Consider the following 16,394-nt stretch of genomic DNA (forward strand, 5'->3'; position numbering starts at 1 on the left):
CAAGGAGGTCGCAATGAAGTGTCGTGCCGCTGTGATTCGCGGAGTCGGTCAGGACTGGGAGGTCTGCGAGGTTGAGCTTGATCCGCCCCGCGCCGGTGAAGTCCTGGTGCGGATGGTCGTCGCCGGAATCTGCCACTCCGACGACCATCTGTTCACCGGCGACGTGTTGCCGACTGCCGAGGTGCGGGCCGCGACGGGTATCCCTGAGCCGGACTGGTACCCGCTGATCGGCGGTCACGAGGGCGCTGGTGTCGTCGAAGAAGTCGGGCCGGGCGTGACGACGGTGCGACCGGGTGATCGCGTGGCGATGTCGTTCATTCCCGCATGCGGCGATTGCCGGTTTTGCGTGAACGGGCAGAGCTACATCTGCGATGCCGGCGCAAGTCTGTTCTCCCGAGAGATGCCGACCGACGGAACGTGCCGCCGGCATCTCGGCGACGAAAACCTCATGGCCTATGGTCAACTCGGCACATTCGCCGAGTACGCCGTCCTGACGGAAAGGTCCGTCATCAAGATCGGCGACACGGTACCCTTCCATGCCGCCTCGCTCGTATCGTGCGGCGTCAGCACCGGCTGGGGCTCCGCGACGGTGACGGCCGGCACCGAACCCGGTGACACGGTGGTAGTCATCGGCACCGGCGGCGTCGGGATGAACGCCCTGCAAGGAGCGCGCGCCGCCGGCGCGAAATATGTCGTCGCGGTGGATCCGGTTGAATACAAGCGGGATTCGGCCAAGATCTTCGGTGCCACGCATGCCGCCGCCTCCGCCGAGGAGGCGACACCCCTGGTGGGGGACATCACCGCCGGCGTGATGGCCGACCGCGTCGTCTTGACCCCCGGTATTCTGCATGTGGATCTGATCCCCATGGCCATGAGGCTGCTTCGCAAGGGTGGGACCTGCGTGGTCACCGGCATCACCCCGTATACCGAGGGGATGGTTCCGCTGGTCCTGCAGGAGATGGTGCTGTCGGCCAAACAACTCAAGGGAGCCCTCTACGGCGGGATGAATCCGCGCACGAGTGTGCCGATGTTGTTGTCGCTATATCAGGCGGGCGCGTTGAAGCTCGACGAGTTGGTCACCCGCCACTATCGGCTCGACGAGGTCAACGAGGCGATGACGGATCTGCGCGAGGGCCGCAACATTCGGGGCGTGATCGATTTCGCCGACGCTTGATCGCCGGCGCAGACGAGGATCGGTCAACCGGCCTCGAAGTGACGCCGAATGCCGGCCAGCATCTTGATGTGTGCTTTGACCCCCTCGCGGACGGTCACCCCGGCCAATAGCCGCGGTGCCGTGAACCCTATCCGCTCGGTGATGCGGGTCCCGCCGTCGACCGGATCGAAGCTCACCGTGGCGCGCAGCCGCACCCCGGGTGACTGATCGGCCTCGGTTAGCACATCGCCGCGCACGGGCACGCGCAACCGGGCCTGATAGGTGGTCCTTAAGGTCAACGGCCCCAATGGGATTTGATCGACCACTCGGTAGGTCTGCTGGTAGCCGTCCTGGGTTTCGCTGCGCGACACCGTTTCCACCGAAACGATCAGCGGGTGGACGAGCTTGATGTTGTTCAGGTCCACGTAGTAGTCGCGCACCGCGTCGGGCGGCGCGGGCACCAACTCAGACAGCGTCCGGTCGGCGTGGACGGTCCACCAGCTCATGGCGATCGAATCTAGCCCCGCCGCGGCGGCGCGCTTACCGTGGACCCAGAAGCGAGCGGAGGTGACATGAGCACGCAAGGTCGAGTGGTCGAGCGCTACCTGGAATGCCTGGCCGCTCACGACTGGGAGGGACTGGCCGACACCATCGCCGACGAAGGACTAACCCGGGAGGGTCCGTTTTGCGATGTCGTCGAGGGCAAGGCGCACTACGTCGCCTACCTGCGCAAGGTATGCACCAGTCTCCAGGGCCATCGGTTACACGTGCAGCGGGTCTCGCACGTCGACTCCCGGGTGTCGTACGCCGAGCTGTCGGAGACGTTCGAGATCGATGACGTTGCGACGACGTGGCCCGAGTGCATCCTCTTCGAGCAAGACGACGACGGCCTGATCTCTCGGGTCAGCGTCTTTTTCAAGCAGCGCCACGCCGACAGCACCTAGCGGTGGTCTATTCCCTCATTCGCCGAATTGACCTAACGTGGCATGGATGGAGGCAGATGCAACTCCGGAGTCGGTTGCGGTCGAGAAATTGCACTCGGGCGACCCGATCACCGATTGTGGCCAGCGGTACATTGTTCTCGAATCAAAATCCCTCGGCGATAGCTGCGTCGTTCTCGAACTGGAGTCCCGGGTGGACCACCAGCTGCAGGTCATCGAGAAGTCTTTCCCGGCCGGATACCAGGTCGACCGGGCGCACCACCGAATTTTGTAGAACGAATTCACGCGTCGGAAAATAATGCGCGAGTAGCCGTTGGACGGCTACCGCGCATTCGTGTTATTCGCACCTAATTCCGGGCAATTAGGCGACCCGTTTAGTCGGCGCGCGGCGGCCGCTGGTCGTCGGGATCGTCGGGGTCGGGCTCGCCGAACCATCGCGACGGCTCGTGCTGGCCGTACGCGTCGTGCCAATCCCACCACTCATACGGTGCCGACTGCGGGTATCCCGACGGCGAATCCTCCCAGGCCTCCTGGCGCCCGAGCGCCGTCAGGTCCAAGAAGCTCCACGTGTTGCCCAGCACCTCGTCGCCCCGGTTGTTGATGAAGTAGGTGCGAAAGACCCGGTCGCCGTCATGGATGAATGCGTTCGTGCCGTGCCACTCGTGCACGCCGAAGTCGACATCGAAACGAGCACCGAAGCTGTCGGTGATCGTGTACCACGGCATCTGCCAGCCCATCCGCGCCTTGAGGCGCTCGATTTCGGGCTGCGGCGCACGCGACACGAAGACCAGGGTGGTGTCGCGGGCGTTGAGATGAGCAAGGTTCCCGATATGGTCGGCGATCATCGAGCAGCCGCGGCAGGCATGGTCGGGCCAACCGTGGACGTCGGGTCCGAAGAAGGCGCGATAGACGATCAGCTGACGCCGGCCTTCGAAGAGCCCCGGCAAGTTCACCGTGCCGTCGGGCCCCTCGAATTCGTACTGCTGATCCACGGCCAGCCAGGGCATGCGCCGCCGCATGGCCGCCAGCGCATCGTGGGCCCGCATCACCTCCTTCTCCTTGACCAGCAGACGCTGATGCTCGGCCTCCCACTCCTGGGCCGACACGATCGGTGGTGTGTCCATTGTGTTGCCCGCCTTTCGATTTGGTGTCAGGACAGCGACGACAGGCCCGACGCGGTGAGCAGATAGGCGCCGTGCTGCGCGGGCTCGGCACCGGCGATCGCCGACACCGACGTGCCGACCAGTTCGGCGGTCAGTGCGGGTCCGGGCGATGCGACGAAGGTGTCGAGATCGACGCCTTGCCGCTCGGCATAGGCGGCCGCGGCTGCGGCGCCCAGCTCGGTGGCCGCCGTCAGGCGCGGCAGCACCGAGACGAAGGTGATCCCCAGCCCGGCCCGGTCCGACTCCCCGGCCGCATAGCTGCCGATGAACTTCACCGTCGACTTCGCGCCCGCGTATCCGCCCGACAGTGGCGACCCGTTGACCGCGGCACCGCTGGACATCAGGATGACCGAGCTGCCCGGCGCCAGTGGTCGCTGCAGCGCGTAACGGGTCCAGTGAAACGCTTGTGCGACATCCACATTCCAGTTGGCGCTGAAGGTTTCCCAGCTGTGCTCCTGCAACGGTCTCATCTGCGGGGCAGACCCGGCGCACAACACCAGGGTGCGCGGGGTGTACTTGTCGATGAGCGCACTCGCCGTGGCCGGATCGGCGGCGTCGGCGACCATCGGGATGAAGGCGTCGCCGAGCTGCCCGCGAACCGCGTCGAGCAGCGCGGCCGTGCGTGCGACGCCGACCACCTCGGCGCCGGCTTCGGTCAGCGCGGTCGCGATGGCGCGACCGAATCCCCGGCTCGCCCCGGTCACGATCGCGGTGCTGCCGGCAAGCTCGCCGGCGTGGGTGTGGTTGGACCGATTCATGTCCGTACTCGCTTCCTACCGAACTCTGCCGGTGCAACGCCGGCCTGGTTTGACATCCACTAGTTCAGATACGGCGCATCGACCGAATTGATCGCCACAACACCGATGAATTTCGGCGCCTCGATGTCTCTATAGAAGGAGTAGCGTTTCGGCCCACCCGGCGAGACATAGGAGAGCGACCGTGCCGGCTCAGCAAGATTTCATCGAGCAGGCGGCCCCGTATCGCGGCGAGTTGATCGCGCACTGTTACCGGATGCTCGGCTCGGTGCACGACGCAGAAGACCTCGTCCAGGAGACCTACCTGCGCGGCTGGCGTGGTTATCAAGCGTTCGAGGAGCGCGCCGCGCTGCGCACCTGGCTGTACCGGATCGCCACCACCGCATGCCTGCGCGCGCTGGAGAACCGCGCCCGGCGCGTACTGCCGGCCGGTCTGGGCGACAGCTCGGTCGACCCGGACGCCGATCTCGACGCCGGCGCCGGCGCCCATCAGTGGCTGGAGCCGATCCCGGACACCCGTGCGTTCGCGACACCGGAAGACACCGTGACGGCACGGCACAGTGTGCGGCTGGCCGTGATGACGGCGCTGCAGGAACTCCCCGCGCGGCAGCGGGCCGTCCTGATACTGCGTGATGTGGTGCAGTTCAGCGCCGCCGAAGTTGCCGAACTGCTGGAAACCACCCCGGCCTCGGTCAACAGCGCGCTGCAGCGGGCGCGGACCCGCCTCGCCGAGGTCTCCCCCACCGAAGACGACGCGGCCGAGCCCGAGGATGCCGATCGCCGCGAATTGCTCGACCGTTACTGTGCGGCGTTCGAAAACGCCGACATGGCCGCGCTGACCGAGCTGCTGCAAGCCGACGTCAAACTCGAAATGCCGCCGATGCCGGTGTGGTTCACCGGCCGCGAAACCGTGATGGAATTCCTTGCCGCACGGGCATTTACAACGGCCGGCGACATTGTGATGGTCCGGACTGCCGCAAATGCCCAACCCGCCGTGGCCGAGTACCGCCGCGCCGACGACGGCGTGATGCGGGCCCATTCGATACACGTCATCACCCCGGGATCCGGTGGAATCGCCGCGATTACCGTTTTCCTCGACCCGGCGTTGTTCGCGACGTTTGATTTGCCATCCAGCCGGTAAACTTCCCTAGGGACGCGATTACACCCGCTGTTAACCCAGCGAATACCCACCCACCAGAGCCGTTGGTGTCGTCGCACGGCCTGCCTTCGCGCGCAGATGTGGACAGGCCCCCAGCACCCCAGGATTATTAGCGCGACGGACGCATTTTAAGGATGACCGAATGAAGATTCCGGGTGTAACCAGCGTTGTCGCTGGTCTCACCGACGGAGCAGCCCAGCTGGTGAAAGCCGGCGTGTCCACTGCCGCCGGCGCTGCGGGCGCGGTGCAGCTCTTGGCAAGCCCGGTAGTCGAACTTGCCGGACCCGTGGTGCAGTCGATGGCCGACTCCACCAGCCGGGCACTCGGGATCAATCCCTCGTCGAACGGATCTCCTGCCCCCATCACGCCTCCGGTGCGCTGGCAGAGCGGCCGGCGAGTGCACCTGGACCTGGATCCGTTGCTGCCCTTCTCACGCTGGTACGAGTACTCGGCGGTCGTCGAGGAACCGGTTCGCCGGATTCCGGGCGTGGCCGAAGCCCATGTCGAGGGCTCGCTGGGCCGGCTGGTTTTCGAACTCTCCGAGGACGCCGAAGACTACGACGCGGTCCTCGACGAGGTGCGGTCGACGGTTGCGGCCATTGCCGCCGACCTGGCTTCCACGAAGTCGGACGTACCGATTTCCGCGCCGTTCGCCGACCCGGGTAACCCGCTGGCGATTCTGGTGCCGCTCACCTCGGCGGCCATGGACATGGTCGCGATGACCGCCGCCGTCACCGGCTGGGTGACCCGGCTGCCCGCGGCACCGCAAACCACCCGGGCGGCCGCCGCCCTGATCAACCATCAACCGCGCATGGTGGCGGTGCTGGAGTCGCGGCTCGGGCGGGTGGGCACCGATATCGTGCTGGCCGCCACCACCGCAGCGGCGCACGGGCTCACCCAGTCGTTCGGCACCCCGCTGCTCGATATGACGCAGCGGACCCTGCAGATCACCGAGGCGGCGGCGCACCGTCGGGTGTGGCGAGAGCGGGAGCCGCATCTGGCCTCCCCCGAGCGGCCGCAGGCTCCGGTGGTTCCGGTCATCTCCTCGGCCGGAGCCAAGTCGCACGTTCCACGGCACAGCTGGGCCGCCGCGGCGGCGGGCGAAGCGTCGCACGTCGTGGTCGGCGGGGCCATCGACGCCGCGATGGACACCGAGAAGGGCTCGATGGCCGGGCCGGTGGAGGCCTATGTCGAATCGGCGGCCAACGGCTCGCTGATCGCCGCGGCCAGCGCATTGGTGGCCGGCGGTGGCACCGAAGACGCGGCCGCCGCGATCGAGGCCGGGGTGCCCCGGGCCGCGCACATGGGCCGCCAGGCGTTCGCCTCGACGCTGGGTCGCGGACTCGCCAACGGCGGACAACTGGTCCTCGACCCGGGCGCACTGCGCCGCTTGGACCGGGTGAAGGTGGTCGTCATCGACGGTGCGGCGCTGCGCGGTGACCACCGTGCCGTACTGAAATCGATCGGAGAGGCACCCGGCTGGGACGACGACCGAGTCTACGAGGTCGCCGACGCGCTGCTGCACGGCGAAGAGGCGCCCGAACCCGATCCCGACGAGTTGCCCGCCACCGGTGCGCATCTGAGATGGGTTCCGGTGCAAGGCCCGTCGGCCACCCCGGCACAGGGCCTCGAAAGCGCCGACCTGATGGTGGACGGCGAATGCGTCGGCAGGGTCGAGGTCGGTTGGGAAGTCGACCCGTACGCGATCCCATTGCTACAGACCGCGAATCGGACCGGCGCCCGAGTGGTCTTGCGGCACGTGGCCGGCACCGAGGATCTGACCGCCAGCGTCGCCGCGACGCATCCGCCCGGCACCCCGCTGCTGACCGTGGTGCGTGACCTGCGGGCCGATCGCGGCCCGGTGCTGCTGATCACCGCGGTGCACCGCGACTTCGCGTCGACCGACACGCTGGCCGCCTTGGCGATTGCCGATGTTGGTGTGGCACTTGATGATCCACGCGCCGCCACACCGTGGACCGCGGACATCATCACCGGCACCGACCTCGCCGACGCGGTGCGGATCCTGTCCGCGATTCCGGTGGCCCGCGCGGCCAGCGAGTCGGCGATTCACCTTGCCCAGGGCGGTACCACGCTGGCCGGGCTGCTGCTGGTCACCGGCAGTGAGCAGGAGCGGCCCAAAAACCCGGCGAGCTTCCGCCGCTGGCTCAACCCGGTCAACGCCGCCGCGGTCACCGCGCTGGTGGCCGGAACCTTCTCGGCCAGCAGGGTTTTGCGCCTGCCCGACCCGACCCCGCAACCGCTCACCGCCTGGCACGCGCTGGACCCGGAGATCGTGTACTCGCGGCTGGCCGGCGGCTCGCGGCCGTTGGCCGTCGAAACGCTGACCCCATCCTGGCGTCGCCGCCTCGACGACCTGTCTTACAGCCCACCCTTCGCGGGCCTGCGCGCGCCGCTGCACAACCTGGCGCGCCTGGCCGCGGCGACGCGGGTCGAGCTCTCCGATCCGCTGACCCCGATTCTGGCGGTGGGAGCCGCCGCATCGGCCATCGTCGGCAGCAACATCGACGCCCTGCTGGTGGGCGGTGTCATGACCGCCAACGCGATAACCGGTGGGGCACAACGGTTGCGGGCCGAGGCGGCGGCCGCCGAGCTGTTCGCCGAGCAGGACCAGCTGGTGCGCCGCGTCGCGGTCCCCGCCGTGGCCACCACCCGGCGCCGCCTGGAGGCGGCCCAGAACGCCACCCGCACGGTCACCGTCTCCGCCAAGTCGCTGCGGCCCGGCGACGTCATCGACCTGGCCGCCCCGGAGGTGGTGCCGGCCGACGCGCGCCTGCTGGTGGCCGAGGACCTCGAGGTCGACGAGTCGCTGCTCACCGGGGAGTCGCTGCCGGTGGACAAGCAGGTGGATCCCGTCGCCGTCAACGACCCCGAGCGAGCGAGCATGCTGTTCGAGGGCAGCACGATAGTCGCGGGCCGCGCTCGCGCGATCGTAGTGGCCACCGGCGTCAATACCGCTGCGCACCGGGCGATTTCGGCGGTCGCCGACGTCGAAACGGCGGCCGGGGTCCAGGCCCGGCTGCGCGAGCTCACTTCCAAGGTGCTGCCGTTGACCCTGACCGGCGGTGCCGCGGTGACCGCGCTGGCGTTGCTGCGCCGCGCGTCGCTGCGCCAGGCCGTCGCGGACGGTGTCGCGATCGCGGTGGCCGCCGTACCGGAGGGGCTGCCGCTGGTGGCCACGTTGTCCCAGCTCGCCGCCGCTCAGCGGCTGACGTCGCATGGGGTGCTGGTCCGCTCGCCGCGCACGATCGAGGCGCTGGGCCGGGTCGACACCGTGTGTTTCGACAAGACCGGCACGCTCACCGAGAACCGGCTGCGCGTCCTGTGCGCGATGCCGCACGATGCTCGCCCGGGCGATCCCTTCCCCGAGGCCGAGGATCCGCGCTCGGCCGCGGTCCTGCGGGCGGCGGCCTGGGCGTCCCCCCAGCCCCAGGACGGTCAGGGCCACGCGCACGCCACCGACGAGGCCATCATCACGGCGGCGAGTTTCCTTCTCACCAAGAACAATTCGGGGTGGCAGCTGCTTGCCGAGGTGCCATTCGAGTCCAGTCGTGGCTATGCCGCCGCGATCGGCACCCTGAGCGCCGACGCCGGCAAGCCGATGCTGATGGTCAAGGGCGCTCCCGAGGTGGTGCTGCCCCGCTGCCGGTTCGCCGACCCGGAAGCCGACCGCGCGCACGCGGAATCGGTGGTACACAGCCTCGCAGAGCGGGGCTTGCGGGTGCTGGCGGTGGCCCGGCGCCCGTGGCCCAACGGGACCACTCACGACGAGGACACCGATGTCGACGCCGTCGACACCCACGCGCAGGAGCTCGAGCTGCTGGGCTACGTCGGTCTGGCCGACACCGCACGGGCATCGTCGCGCCCGCTGATCGAGGCGCTGGAGGCCGCCGGTCGCGAGGTGGTGCTGATCACCGGAGACCACCCGATCACGGCTCGGGCGATCGCCCGTCAACTGGGACTGCCGGCGGATGCCCGCGTGATCACCGGCGCCGAGTTGGCCGGTCTCGACGAGGACGCCGCCGCCAAGGTCGTTTCCAACGTCCAGGTGTTCGCCCGCGTCAGCCCGGAGCAGAAGGTGCAGATCGTGGCCGCGCTGCAGCGCTGCGGTCGGGTGACGGCGATGGTCGGCGACGGCGCCAACGATGCCGCCGCCATCCGGATGGCCGACGTGGGCATCGGCGTGAGCGGCCGCGGTTCGTCGGCCGCTCGTAGCGCCGCCGACATCGTCCTGACCGATCGCGATCTGTCCGTGCTGCTCGACGCGCTGGTGGAGGGCCGCAGCATGTGGGCCGGTGTTCGCGACGCCGTCACGATCCTGGTCGGTGGCAACGTCGGCGAGGTGCTGTTCACCATCATCGGGACGGCGTTCGGCCAGGGCCGCGCACCGGTGGGAACCCGTCAGCTGTTACTGGTGAACCTGCTCACCGACATGTTCCCCGCCCTCGCGGTTGCCGTCACGTCGCAGTACGTCGAACCCGACGAGGCCGAGTACGAAACCGAAGAACAGGCCGAAAGGGCCCGCGCCGCACACCGACTCGCGGTGCTCACCGGGCCCACGCCGTCGCTCGACGCCCCACTGATGCGCCAGATCGTCACCCGCGGCGTCGTCACGGCTGCGGGTGCGACCGCCGCCTGGACGATTGGGCGCTGGACTCCGGGAAGTGAACGTCGCACGGCGACAATGGGTTTGACTGCGCTGGTGACCACGCAGCTGGCCCAGACACTGCTGACGCGCCAGCACAGCCCGCTCGTCGTGGCGACCGCGCTGGGCAGCGCGGGGGTGCTGGTCGGCATCGTGCAGACCCCGGTGGTCAGCCAATTCTTCGGGTGCACACCGCTGGGACCGGTCGCCTGGTCGGGCGTGATGGGAGCCACCGCCGGTGCCACCGCGATCTCGTGGCTGGCACCCAACTGGCTGAACAAGGCCATCGGTGTCATCCAGCCCGACGGCGAGGACGAACACGGACCGGACGCCTAGGTCGCCAATTCCTTTCGGATGACCTTGCCGGCGGGATTACGCGGAATGCTGTCGACGACGTGGATGTCGCGGGGCTGTTCGAAGCGAGAAACCTTGTCCTTCAAGTATTCCCGTAACGCCGTCACATCGATCTGACGCTCGGCACGGGCAACGATGAACGCCGCCAGCCGGCGGCCGAACTGCTCGTCGGGCACCCCGACAACCGCGTTCTCGGCGACGTCGGGATGCGCGGCGAGCGCGTTTTCCAGCGCACGCGGATACACGTTCTCACCGCCCGACACGATCATGTCGTCCTCGCGGCCGACGATGTACAGCCGACCCGAGTTGTCCAGATAGCCCATGTCCCCGGTGCTGGTCATCCGGTCGATGACGGTCTTGTCAGCACCGCCGATATAGCCCTCGGTCGTCAGCTCGCCGCCCACGAAGATGCGGCCGGTCACCCGCGGCCCGACGGCTCGCCCGTTTTTGTCGAAGATGCGAACCGGGCATCCCGCGACGGGCCTTCCCACCGTGTCCGGGGCATGACGCAACTCGAAAGGTGTTGCCAGGGCGCCGATCCCAACCTCGGTGGAACCGTATCCGTTGTAGAGGATCTCGCCGTAGGAGTCCATGAAGCGTCTCGCGAGGCTCGGGTCGAGCCGATCGCCGCTGGATATCACGACCTGTAGCGACAACGGGTTTCGCATCCGGACCCGTTTCGGCAGGTCCAAGATGCGCGCCAGCATGATGGGGACCACGCTGAGCGCATCGGCACGCTGCAGCGATGCCTGGGCAAGCGTCGCCTCGGCATCAAAGCGCCGATGCGTCAGTACCGTGCCGCCCAGGCTGATCGTGAGCATCAGCATGCCCAGGCCAAGGCCGTGAAACATCGGTACCGCCACCGCGATTCGCGACCCGACGCGCAGCCCGGTGCGTTCGAGAATCGTCATGCCGACGCCGACGCCCGAACTCATCCGCGGCATCCGCGGGACGCCCTTGGGCACACCGGTGGTACCCGAGGTCAGCAGGATCAGTCGCCCGGACTCGACGACGCGTGGACGCCGCACGCCCGGCTGACTCTGCACCCTCGCCGGATCGACCACGCCCACCGACGGTGCGGCTTCTGCGACTCGATCGGTAAATTCGTCGTCGCAGAACATGTTTCTGACCTGGTGCGAACCCAGCGCACCCGCGAGAGCGGTGCTGCGAAACTCCGTGTTCACCAGCACCACGTCGGCTCCGACCAGGGACGCGGCGAACACGGACGCCGCGAAGTCACGGCCGTTGCGGCACATGATCCCCACCGCCTCGCCCGGTCCGGCACCGTCGCGGACGAGCTCGTGCGCGAGCGCCTCGGTTTTGGACTGCAGCTCTCGGTAGCTCAGCGCCCCGTCGTCGTCGATGATCGCCGTGCGTTCCGGCCAGCGCGCCGCCGCGACAGCCAACAGCGTGGACAGGTTGGTGCCGCCGCGATATAGCTCGCGGATCAGCCGCAGCACCGCGATCGGGGTGGGCACAATGAGCAGCCGTGACGACACCAGGGCCCGGGCCGTCGTGGCGACCACTCCGTCGGTCATCCCCGGTCCTTTCGCCCGCGCGAATCGGCGAAATACCGGCTGGCCAGCGAACGATGCCACAATCGGGCCGCCCAATCGGCGGGACCTGCCAGCAGCACCGAAGCCAGCTCCGCCGGAAAGACCCAGGGCGGCTCATTGGTGCGCGGGCGCTCGATGATCGCCTTGGCGATGGCGTCGGCGGCCTGGCCGGGCGACAGACCGGGAAGGCGGCCCAGGATCGGCGTCGGGGCGATCATCCGGGTTCGAACCAGGGCGAAGTAGACCGACGTGACGTCCACCCCGTCGGCGTGCAGTTCCGGCGCCACGCTGCGCAGCCAGCGATCGAAGGCGCCCTTGGACGCCTGATACGCGCCCCATTGCGGCCCCGGCACCACGCGCACGCCGACGCTCGACACGTTCACCACGAGGCCCCCGCCGTTTTCCCGCATGGCCGGCAGCAGTCCCAGCAATAGCCAGATCGGTCCCAGGTAGTTGATGTCGATGGTGCGCTGGAAATCGTGGGGGCGGTCGTACTGGTGGTGCAGCGAACGGCGCAGCGATTTACCGGCATTGCTGACGACGATGTCGAGCGGGCCGTGGTTCTCGGTGATCTGCTTGGTCAGCGCGTGGACGGCGTCCTCGTCGCTGAGATCCGTCGGGTAGGCGACGGCGTGCCCGCCGCCGGCATTGATCGCCGCGGCAAGGTCGTCGAGCCGTTCCACCGAGCGGGCGACGACCAGCACCGTCGCCCCGGCCGCGGCCAGCCTGCGGGCAGTCGCCTCCCCGATTCCATACGAGGCGCCGGTGACCAGCACCGTCTTGCCCGAAACCGCGGCACGCAGTTTGTCGGGATCGCCCACCCGCGCCGGGTTGGCCAATCGGTCCGTCGCCGTCTTAATGGCCTGGCCTATCAAGTTCACCTTCACACCGCATTCACCGAGATGGCGTGCCGAGTCCTGGTGCAGCGCTGCTTTCCCAACGCTGTGCGACTCGTAACCTACAGCTACCAGACCACCCTTACCGGGCGAACGCCCGGTACCGCTCCGAGCGGCGATCGGCACCTCCGACTTATTGCAAATGATTTTCAATACCGCCTCCGCCCCGGTACAGTGCTTGTCGACAATGATTTTCAATAACCGTGGGCGGGAGGCGTCATGTCCAAGCATTGTCAGGTCACCGGCCGCACCGTGAGTTTCGGTAAATCGGTGTCGCACTCGCATCGCCGAACCTCGCGACGGTGGTGGCCCAACATTCAGATCAAGACGTATTACCTGCCGTCGGAGGGCCGGCGCATCACGCTGCGGGTCAGCGCCAAGGGCATCAAGGTCGTCGACCGCGACGGCATCGAAGCCGTTGTCGCGCGCCTGCGCCGAGAAGGTCAGCGAATCTGATGGCGCGCAACGAGATTCGCCCGATCGTCAAGCTCCGCTCCACGGCCGGCACCGGCTACACCTACATCACCCGCAAAAACCGGCGCAACGACCCCGACCGGCTCACGCTGCGCAAGTACGACCCGGTGGTCCGCCGCCACGTCGAGTTCCGGGAGGAACGCTGAATGGCCAAGAAATCCAAGATCGTCAAGAACGACCAGCGTCGCGCGATCGTGGCCCGCTATGCGGAGCGCCGCGCCCTGCTCAAACAGATCATCCGTTCTCCGGCAATTGATCCCGATCAGCGTCTGGCCACACAGGCGGCGCTCGCCCGCCAGCCTCGCGATGCCAGCGCGGTGCGGGTACGCAACCGCGACTCGGTCGACGGTCGTCCCCGCGGGCATCTGCGCAAGTTCGGGCTGTCCCGGGTGCGGGTGCGCGAGCTGGCCCACGCGGGGCAACTTCCCGGCGTACGAAAGGCGAGTTGGTAGATGGCCGCCAACAACAGCCATCCGAGCCGTACCCAGCCGGTCGAGACAAAGGAGAACCTGCTCAGCAGCCTTGGTATCAAATACGTTGACTACAAGGATATTACGACGCTGAGAATGTTCCTCTCCGAACGGGGCCGGATCCGATCCCGCCGGGTCACCGGCCTGACGGTGCGCCAGCAGCGGCAGGTGGTCACCGCGATCCGAAATGCCCGCGAGATGGCGCTGTTGCCTTACATCGCCGGCTGCTAGTCCCGGATGAAACCCTTGTTGCGCATCAGCACGTCGGCCAGGAATCCGTCGTGCGGGATCTCGGGCGCGCCGTAGAACGTCGGGTGGTTTCCACGGTAGACGTTGCTGATGGTCGGGTCGCCGAGCACGCTGTCGATCAAGTCGTCGTCGCCGGTGATCACGTTGATCACCAACGATTGTCGCAGGGGCGTCAGGCCGTCGGCGCGCGACCACGGCGACACCCACACGCACGGGAACGCCAGTTCGACGTTGAGCTTGTCGACATCCGGCTCGGCCAGCAGATGCACGGCCGGACGCAGGGCGGCGTAGCCGTCACCCACCGCGGCGACGACCTGATCGGCGCCGAGCAGCGCGGTGGTGCCGGCGGCCTTGGTTGCCAGATAGGCGGCCAGCGCCTGCGCCTTGTCGACGGGTTGGGTAGGCAGGATCGCCCGCTCGTCCTCGGTGGGCAACGGCTCGATCGTCGCCAGCCGGTCGGCGATCGCGGCGGCCAGCGGGGCCGGATCACCCTCATAGAGCACCGCGGTGGTGTTGACGCATGCCATACCACCAAGATTCGCGATCGAGTCGACGATCAGGTCGAGGTAGTCACGCCAATCGCGATCGGCGGTGATCAGGATCTTGGCCCGGCCCGGTCCGTTCACCATCACCGTCGGATCGACGGCATACTTGTCGACGACGTCCTGGCCGCCGTACACCATCGCCAGGTCGGCGCAGCGGATGATCTCGTCGGCTGCTCCGTGATCGGTGGGCAGGAAGACGACATCCTCGGCCCGAAATCCGGCTTGGCGCAGGGCACTAACCAGTCGGTGTCCGGTGAACGGCTCGCGCCGGGACGGGCGCACCGCGACCCGGTAGCCCAGGGCGAGCGCTTGGGGCCACAGGCCGTGCACGCCCGGGCCGTTGCCCGCGGCGTGCACCGCGAATATCTCGCCGCGCCGCGTCCAGACCGCACTGCCGGCACGGGTGCGTTCCTCGCGCCAGTCGCGGGCCGCGCCGATCGGCTGGGCCGGGTGCACCGCGTCGAAGGCGTGCGCAACGGCGGCTGCGACGTTGCGGGCCCCGGTGCGGGTGACCACGATCGGTACGCCCGAAATCCGGCTGGCCAGTTCGACATAGGCGTCGAAGCCCAGGCCGCCGATCTCCGCGGTACGGAAGATGTCGGCCGCGGCGGCCAATGCGTTTTCCCGCTCGGCGACCGGCAGCGGCGCGACCTTGCGCTGCGCGCCGATGGCGCGCGACACATAGAGCGCAGGTACCAAACTCAGCTCGGCGACCGGCACCCCTGCCGTGGTAGCGACGACCTCTCGATTGCGGGCCCGGTACTCGCCGCTGGGTCCGAGCGCGTCGAGCAGCACCAAATCGGCTGTCATGCTCGGGTTTTCGCCGGGCACCTCAGTACACGCCCTCGATGACTGCCTCGCCCTCGAAAGTGGCGACCGGCCGTACCGCGCTGACCGAATCGCTGAGTTGCCCCGCGGGCCCCGGCATCCGGATCGCCATGTCGCGTTCCAGGTTGTTCGGCAGGAACATGCCCTTGCTGACGTGGTTCATCACCACCTGGCCCAGCTGCCCGTAGGGCACTTGTTCTCCGGTGTCGGGATCGATCACCCAGAACACCACGTACGGTGTCCGCGGATCGAAAACGAATGTGTCGCCCTCGATTCGGGTGACCGCCTGCGACAGAATCATCGTGCTGCCGAAGGCCATCGTGATCGTCGTCTCGGGGAAGATGTCGCGCAACAGGTCCAGCGTGTCGGCGTCCACGTGCGCGCCGCTGAGCAACAGATAGCGAATCTTGGCGTTCACCAAGTCCACCAGGTCGTCGTTGCGAGCGATCGCCTCGAGCAGCGGCGGAGTGGCATGTAGGTTCGCGACGTTCTGCGTTTGCAGCACATGGACCGCCTGCTCGAGGACGTGGTCGACGTAGGCGGCGACTTCTCCGGCGGCATTGCGCGCGGCAATCTTCTTCACCCAGCGCGGATCGATGTCGATCGCGTGAAACGCCGAGCCGAGCCGCTCGGCGACCAGCCGTGAGAAGAAGCCCACGCCGTGCGGGCCGCTCGGCATCAGGCACAAAAAGCCCCGGCCGCGCTGAAAGCCGCCGGTGGCGAAGTCCTCGGTCTGCCATTCGACGATCTGGGCGACCCAATCCGGAAGCTGTGCAGTACGTTTCGGAGCTCCGGTGGTGCCACCGGATTCGAAAACCTGCGGCACCGGCGGCGGCGAGCCGTATCCGCGCGGGATCAGATCCTCGACCGGCACATTGCGCAGCTCACCGAGCAGATTGGGAAACAGCCGCAAATCGGTGAAGGTCTTGACGTCCGTCAATGGATCGAAGTCCAGTTTCTCGGCGGTCCGGAGCCAAAAGGCGGAGCCGGTGTCCGCACCGAAGTGCCACGCGATCGCCGCCCGCAAGTAAGCCTCGGGGTCGTCGACCGGTGCCGATCTCGGGACGTCCAACAACGAAAAGTCGATATCGGCCATGCCCTCGATCCTGTCCTATGCCGGTTCCGGCCGCCACGCAGGCTCGGGCCCCACCGGGCATACAAAGACTGAACGTTAGCCCATCGCGCAGC

The 16,394-nt window shown here is 67.8% G+C and carries 16 protein-coding genes; 9 read left to right on the forward strand and 7 right to left on the reverse strand.

Annotated elements, in window-relative coordinates:
• Positions 1-13 precede the first annotated feature (13 nt).
• Positions 14-1,174: an NDMA-dependent alcohol dehydrogenase gene (locus SKC41_RS06310; protein WP_330976841.1), complete on the forward strand. Its 1,161-nt coding sequence runs from the start codon at positions 14-16 to the stop codon at positions 1,172-1,174.
• Between the two features lie 23 nt (positions 1,175-1,197).
• Here SKC41_RS06310 and SKC41_RS06315 read toward each other — a convergent pair whose 3' ends face one another.
• Complete coding sequence (locus SKC41_RS06315; RefSeq protein ID WP_330976842.1) at positions 1,198-1,659, reverse strand: SRPBCC family protein; 462 nt, start codon at positions 1,657-1,659, stop codon at positions 1,198-1,200.
• Between the two features lie 66 nt (positions 1,660-1,725).
• Between SKC41_RS06315 and SKC41_RS06320 the strand changes: the two genes are divergently transcribed.
• Entirely contained in the window at positions 1,726-2,097 is a 372-nt protein-coding gene (locus tag SKC41_RS06320) for a nuclear transport factor 2 family protein (protein WP_330976843.1), read from the forward strand.
• Between the two features lie 46 nt (positions 2,098-2,143).
• Positions 2,144-2,368 carry a hypothetical protein gene (locus SKC41_RS06325; RefSeq protein WP_036465859.1) on the forward strand — a complete coding sequence of 75 codons (225 nt, stop codon included), beginning with the start codon at positions 2,144-2,146 and terminating at the stop codon, positions 2,366-2,368.
• Positions 2,369-2,468: 100 nt separating this feature from the next.
• On the opposite strand, the gene SKC41_RS06330 is transcribed toward SKC41_RS06325, so the two are convergent.
• On the reverse strand, positions 2,469-3,218 hold the full coding sequence (locus tag SKC41_RS06330; protein WP_330976844.1) for a DUF899 domain-containing protein: 750 nt from the start codon (positions 3,216-3,218) through the stop codon (positions 2,469-2,471).
• Positions 3,219-3,244: 26 nt separating this feature from the next.
• The gene (locus SKC41_RS06335) at positions 3,245-4,015 is read right to left on the reverse strand and encodes an SDR family NAD(P)-dependent oxidoreductase (protein ID WP_330976845.1); all 771 of its coding nucleotides are present in this window, start codon (positions 4,013-4,015) and stop codon (positions 3,245-3,247) included.
• 109 nt (positions 4,016-4,124) lie between these two features.
• On the opposite strand from SKC41_RS06335, the gene SKC41_RS06340 reads away from it, so the two are divergent.
• Together SKC41_RS06340 and SKC41_RS06345 are read left to right on the forward strand one after the other, a co-directional pair.
• Entirely contained in the window at positions 4,125-5,153 is a 1,029-nt protein-coding gene (locus SKC41_RS06340) for a sigma-70 family RNA polymerase sigma factor (RefSeq protein WP_330978772.1), read from the forward strand.
• A gap of 160 nt (positions 5,154-5,313) precedes the next feature.
• Positions 5,314-10,170: a cation-translocating P-type ATPase gene (locus SKC41_RS06345; RefSeq protein WP_330976846.1), complete on the forward strand. Its 4,857-nt coding sequence runs from the start codon at positions 5,314-5,316 to the stop codon at positions 10,168-10,170.
• On the opposite strand, the gene SKC41_RS06350 is transcribed toward SKC41_RS06345, so the two are convergent.
• Both SKC41_RS06350 and SKC41_RS06355 read right to left on the reverse strand, forming a co-directional pair.
• Complete coding sequence (locus SKC41_RS06350; protein WP_330976847.1) at positions 10,167-11,726, reverse strand: AMP-binding protein; 1,560 nt, start codon at positions 11,724-11,726, stop codon at positions 10,167-10,169. The genes SKC41_RS06345 and SKC41_RS06350 overlap by 4 nt on opposite strands.
• Positions 11,723-12,625: an SDR family NAD(P)-dependent oxidoreductase gene (locus tag SKC41_RS06355; RefSeq protein WP_330976848.1), complete on the reverse strand. Its 903-nt coding sequence runs from the start codon at positions 12,623-12,625 to the stop codon at positions 11,723-11,725. The genes SKC41_RS06350 and SKC41_RS06355 overlap by 4 nt, the downstream gene beginning before the upstream one ends.
• Before the next feature lie 234 nt (positions 12,626-12,859).
• On the opposite strand from SKC41_RS06355, the gene rpmB reads away from it, so the two are divergent.
• From rpmB to rpsR, 4 genes are read left to right on the forward strand one after another with little or no spacing between them, the layout of a single operon-like run.
• Complete coding sequence (gene rpmB, locus SKC41_RS06360; RefSeq protein ID WP_330976849.1) at positions 12,860-13,096, forward strand: 50S ribosomal protein L28; 237 nt, start codon at positions 12,860-12,862, stop codon at positions 13,094-13,096.
• Positions 13,096-13,260 carry a 50S ribosomal protein L33 gene (gene rpmG, locus SKC41_RS06365; RefSeq protein WP_036465848.1) on the forward strand — a complete coding sequence of 55 codons (165 nt, stop codon included), beginning with the start codon at positions 13,096-13,098 and terminating at the stop codon, positions 13,258-13,260. Before rpmB ends, rpmG begins: the two co-directional genes overlap by 1 nt.
• Positions 13,261-13,566 carry a 30S ribosomal protein S14 gene (rpsN, locus tag SKC41_RS06370; protein WP_330976850.1) on the forward strand — a complete coding sequence of 102 codons (306 nt, stop codon included), beginning with the start codon at positions 13,261-13,263 and terminating at the stop codon, positions 13,564-13,566. It begins immediately after the preceding gene.
• Complete coding sequence (gene rpsR / locus SKC41_RS06375) at positions 13,567-13,815, forward strand: 30S ribosomal protein S18 (RefSeq protein ID WP_330976851.1); 249 nt, start codon at positions 13,567-13,569, stop codon at positions 13,813-13,815.
• On the opposite strand, the gene SKC41_RS06380 is transcribed toward rpsR, so the two are convergent.
• Both SKC41_RS06380 and SKC41_RS06385 read right to left on the reverse strand, forming a co-directional pair.
• A complete protein-coding gene (locus SKC41_RS06380) occupies positions 13,812-15,176 on the reverse strand; it encodes an aldehyde dehydrogenase family protein (protein ID WP_330978773.1) in 1,365 nt (454 codons plus the stop codon). The two genes, rpsR and SKC41_RS06380, sit on opposite strands and share 4 nt — an antisense overlap.
• A gap of 34 nt (positions 15,177-15,210) precedes the next feature.
• Positions 15,211-16,302: a phenazine antibiotic biosynthesis protein gene (locus tag SKC41_RS06385; protein WP_330976852.1), complete on the reverse strand. Its 1,092-nt coding sequence runs from the start codon at positions 16,300-16,302 to the stop codon at positions 15,211-15,213.
• Positions 16,303-16,394: the final 92 nt, after the last annotated feature.

It is taken from the genome of Mycobacterium sp. 050128, assembly GCF_036409155.1.
Taxonomy (GTDB): domain Bacteria; phylum Actinomycetota; class Actinomycetes; order Mycobacteriales; family Mycobacteriaceae; genus Mycobacterium.

Coding starts and splice junctions, on each gene's coding strand:
- SKC41_RS06310 (WP_330976841.1), top strand. CDS start 14: ATGAAGTGTCGTGCCGCTGTGATTCGCGGAGTCGGTCAGGACTGGGAG.
- SKC41_RS06315 (WP_330976842.1), bottom strand. CDS start 1,659: ATGAGCTGGTGGACCGTCCACGCCGACCGGACGCTGTCTGAGTTGGTG.
- SKC41_RS06320 (WP_330976843.1), top strand. CDS start 1,726: ATGAGCACGCAAGGTCGAGTGGTCGAGCGCTACCTGGAATGCCTGGCC.
- SKC41_RS06325 (WP_036465859.1), top strand. CDS start 2,144: ATGGAGGCAGATGCAACTCCGGAGTCGGTTGCGGTCGAGAAATTGCAC.
- SKC41_RS06330 (WP_330976844.1), bottom strand. CDS start 3,218: ATGGACACACCACCGATCGTGTCGGCCCAGGAGTGGGAGGCCGAGCAT.
- SKC41_RS06335 (WP_330976845.1), bottom strand. CDS start 4,015: ATGAATCGGTCCAACCACACCCACGCCGGCGAGCTTGCCGGCAGCACC.
- SKC41_RS06345 (WP_330976846.1), top strand. CDS start 5,314: ATGAAGATTCCGGGTGTAACCAGCGTTGTCGCTGGTCTCACCGACGGA.
- SKC41_RS06350 (WP_330976847.1), bottom strand. CDS start 11,726: ATGACCGACGGAGTGGTCGCCACGACGGCCCGGGCCCTGGTGTCGTCA.
- rpmB (WP_330976849.1), top strand. CDS start 12,860: ATGTCCAAGCATTGTCAGGTCACCGGCCGCACCGTGAGTTTCGGTAAA.
- rpmG (WP_036465848.1), top strand. CDS start 13,096: ATGGCGCGCAACGAGATTCGCCCGATCGTCAAGCTCCGCTCCACGGCC.
- rpsN (WP_330976850.1), top strand. CDS start 13,261: ATGGCCAAGAAATCCAAGATCGTCAAGAACGACCAGCGTCGCGCGATC.
- rpsR (WP_330976851.1), top strand. CDS start 13,567: ATGGCCGCCAACAACAGCCATCCGAGCCGTACCCAGCCGGTCGAGACA.
- SKC41_RS06385 (WP_330976852.1), bottom strand. CDS start 16,302: ATGGCCGATATCGACTTTTCGTTGTTGGACGTCCCGAGATCGGCACCG.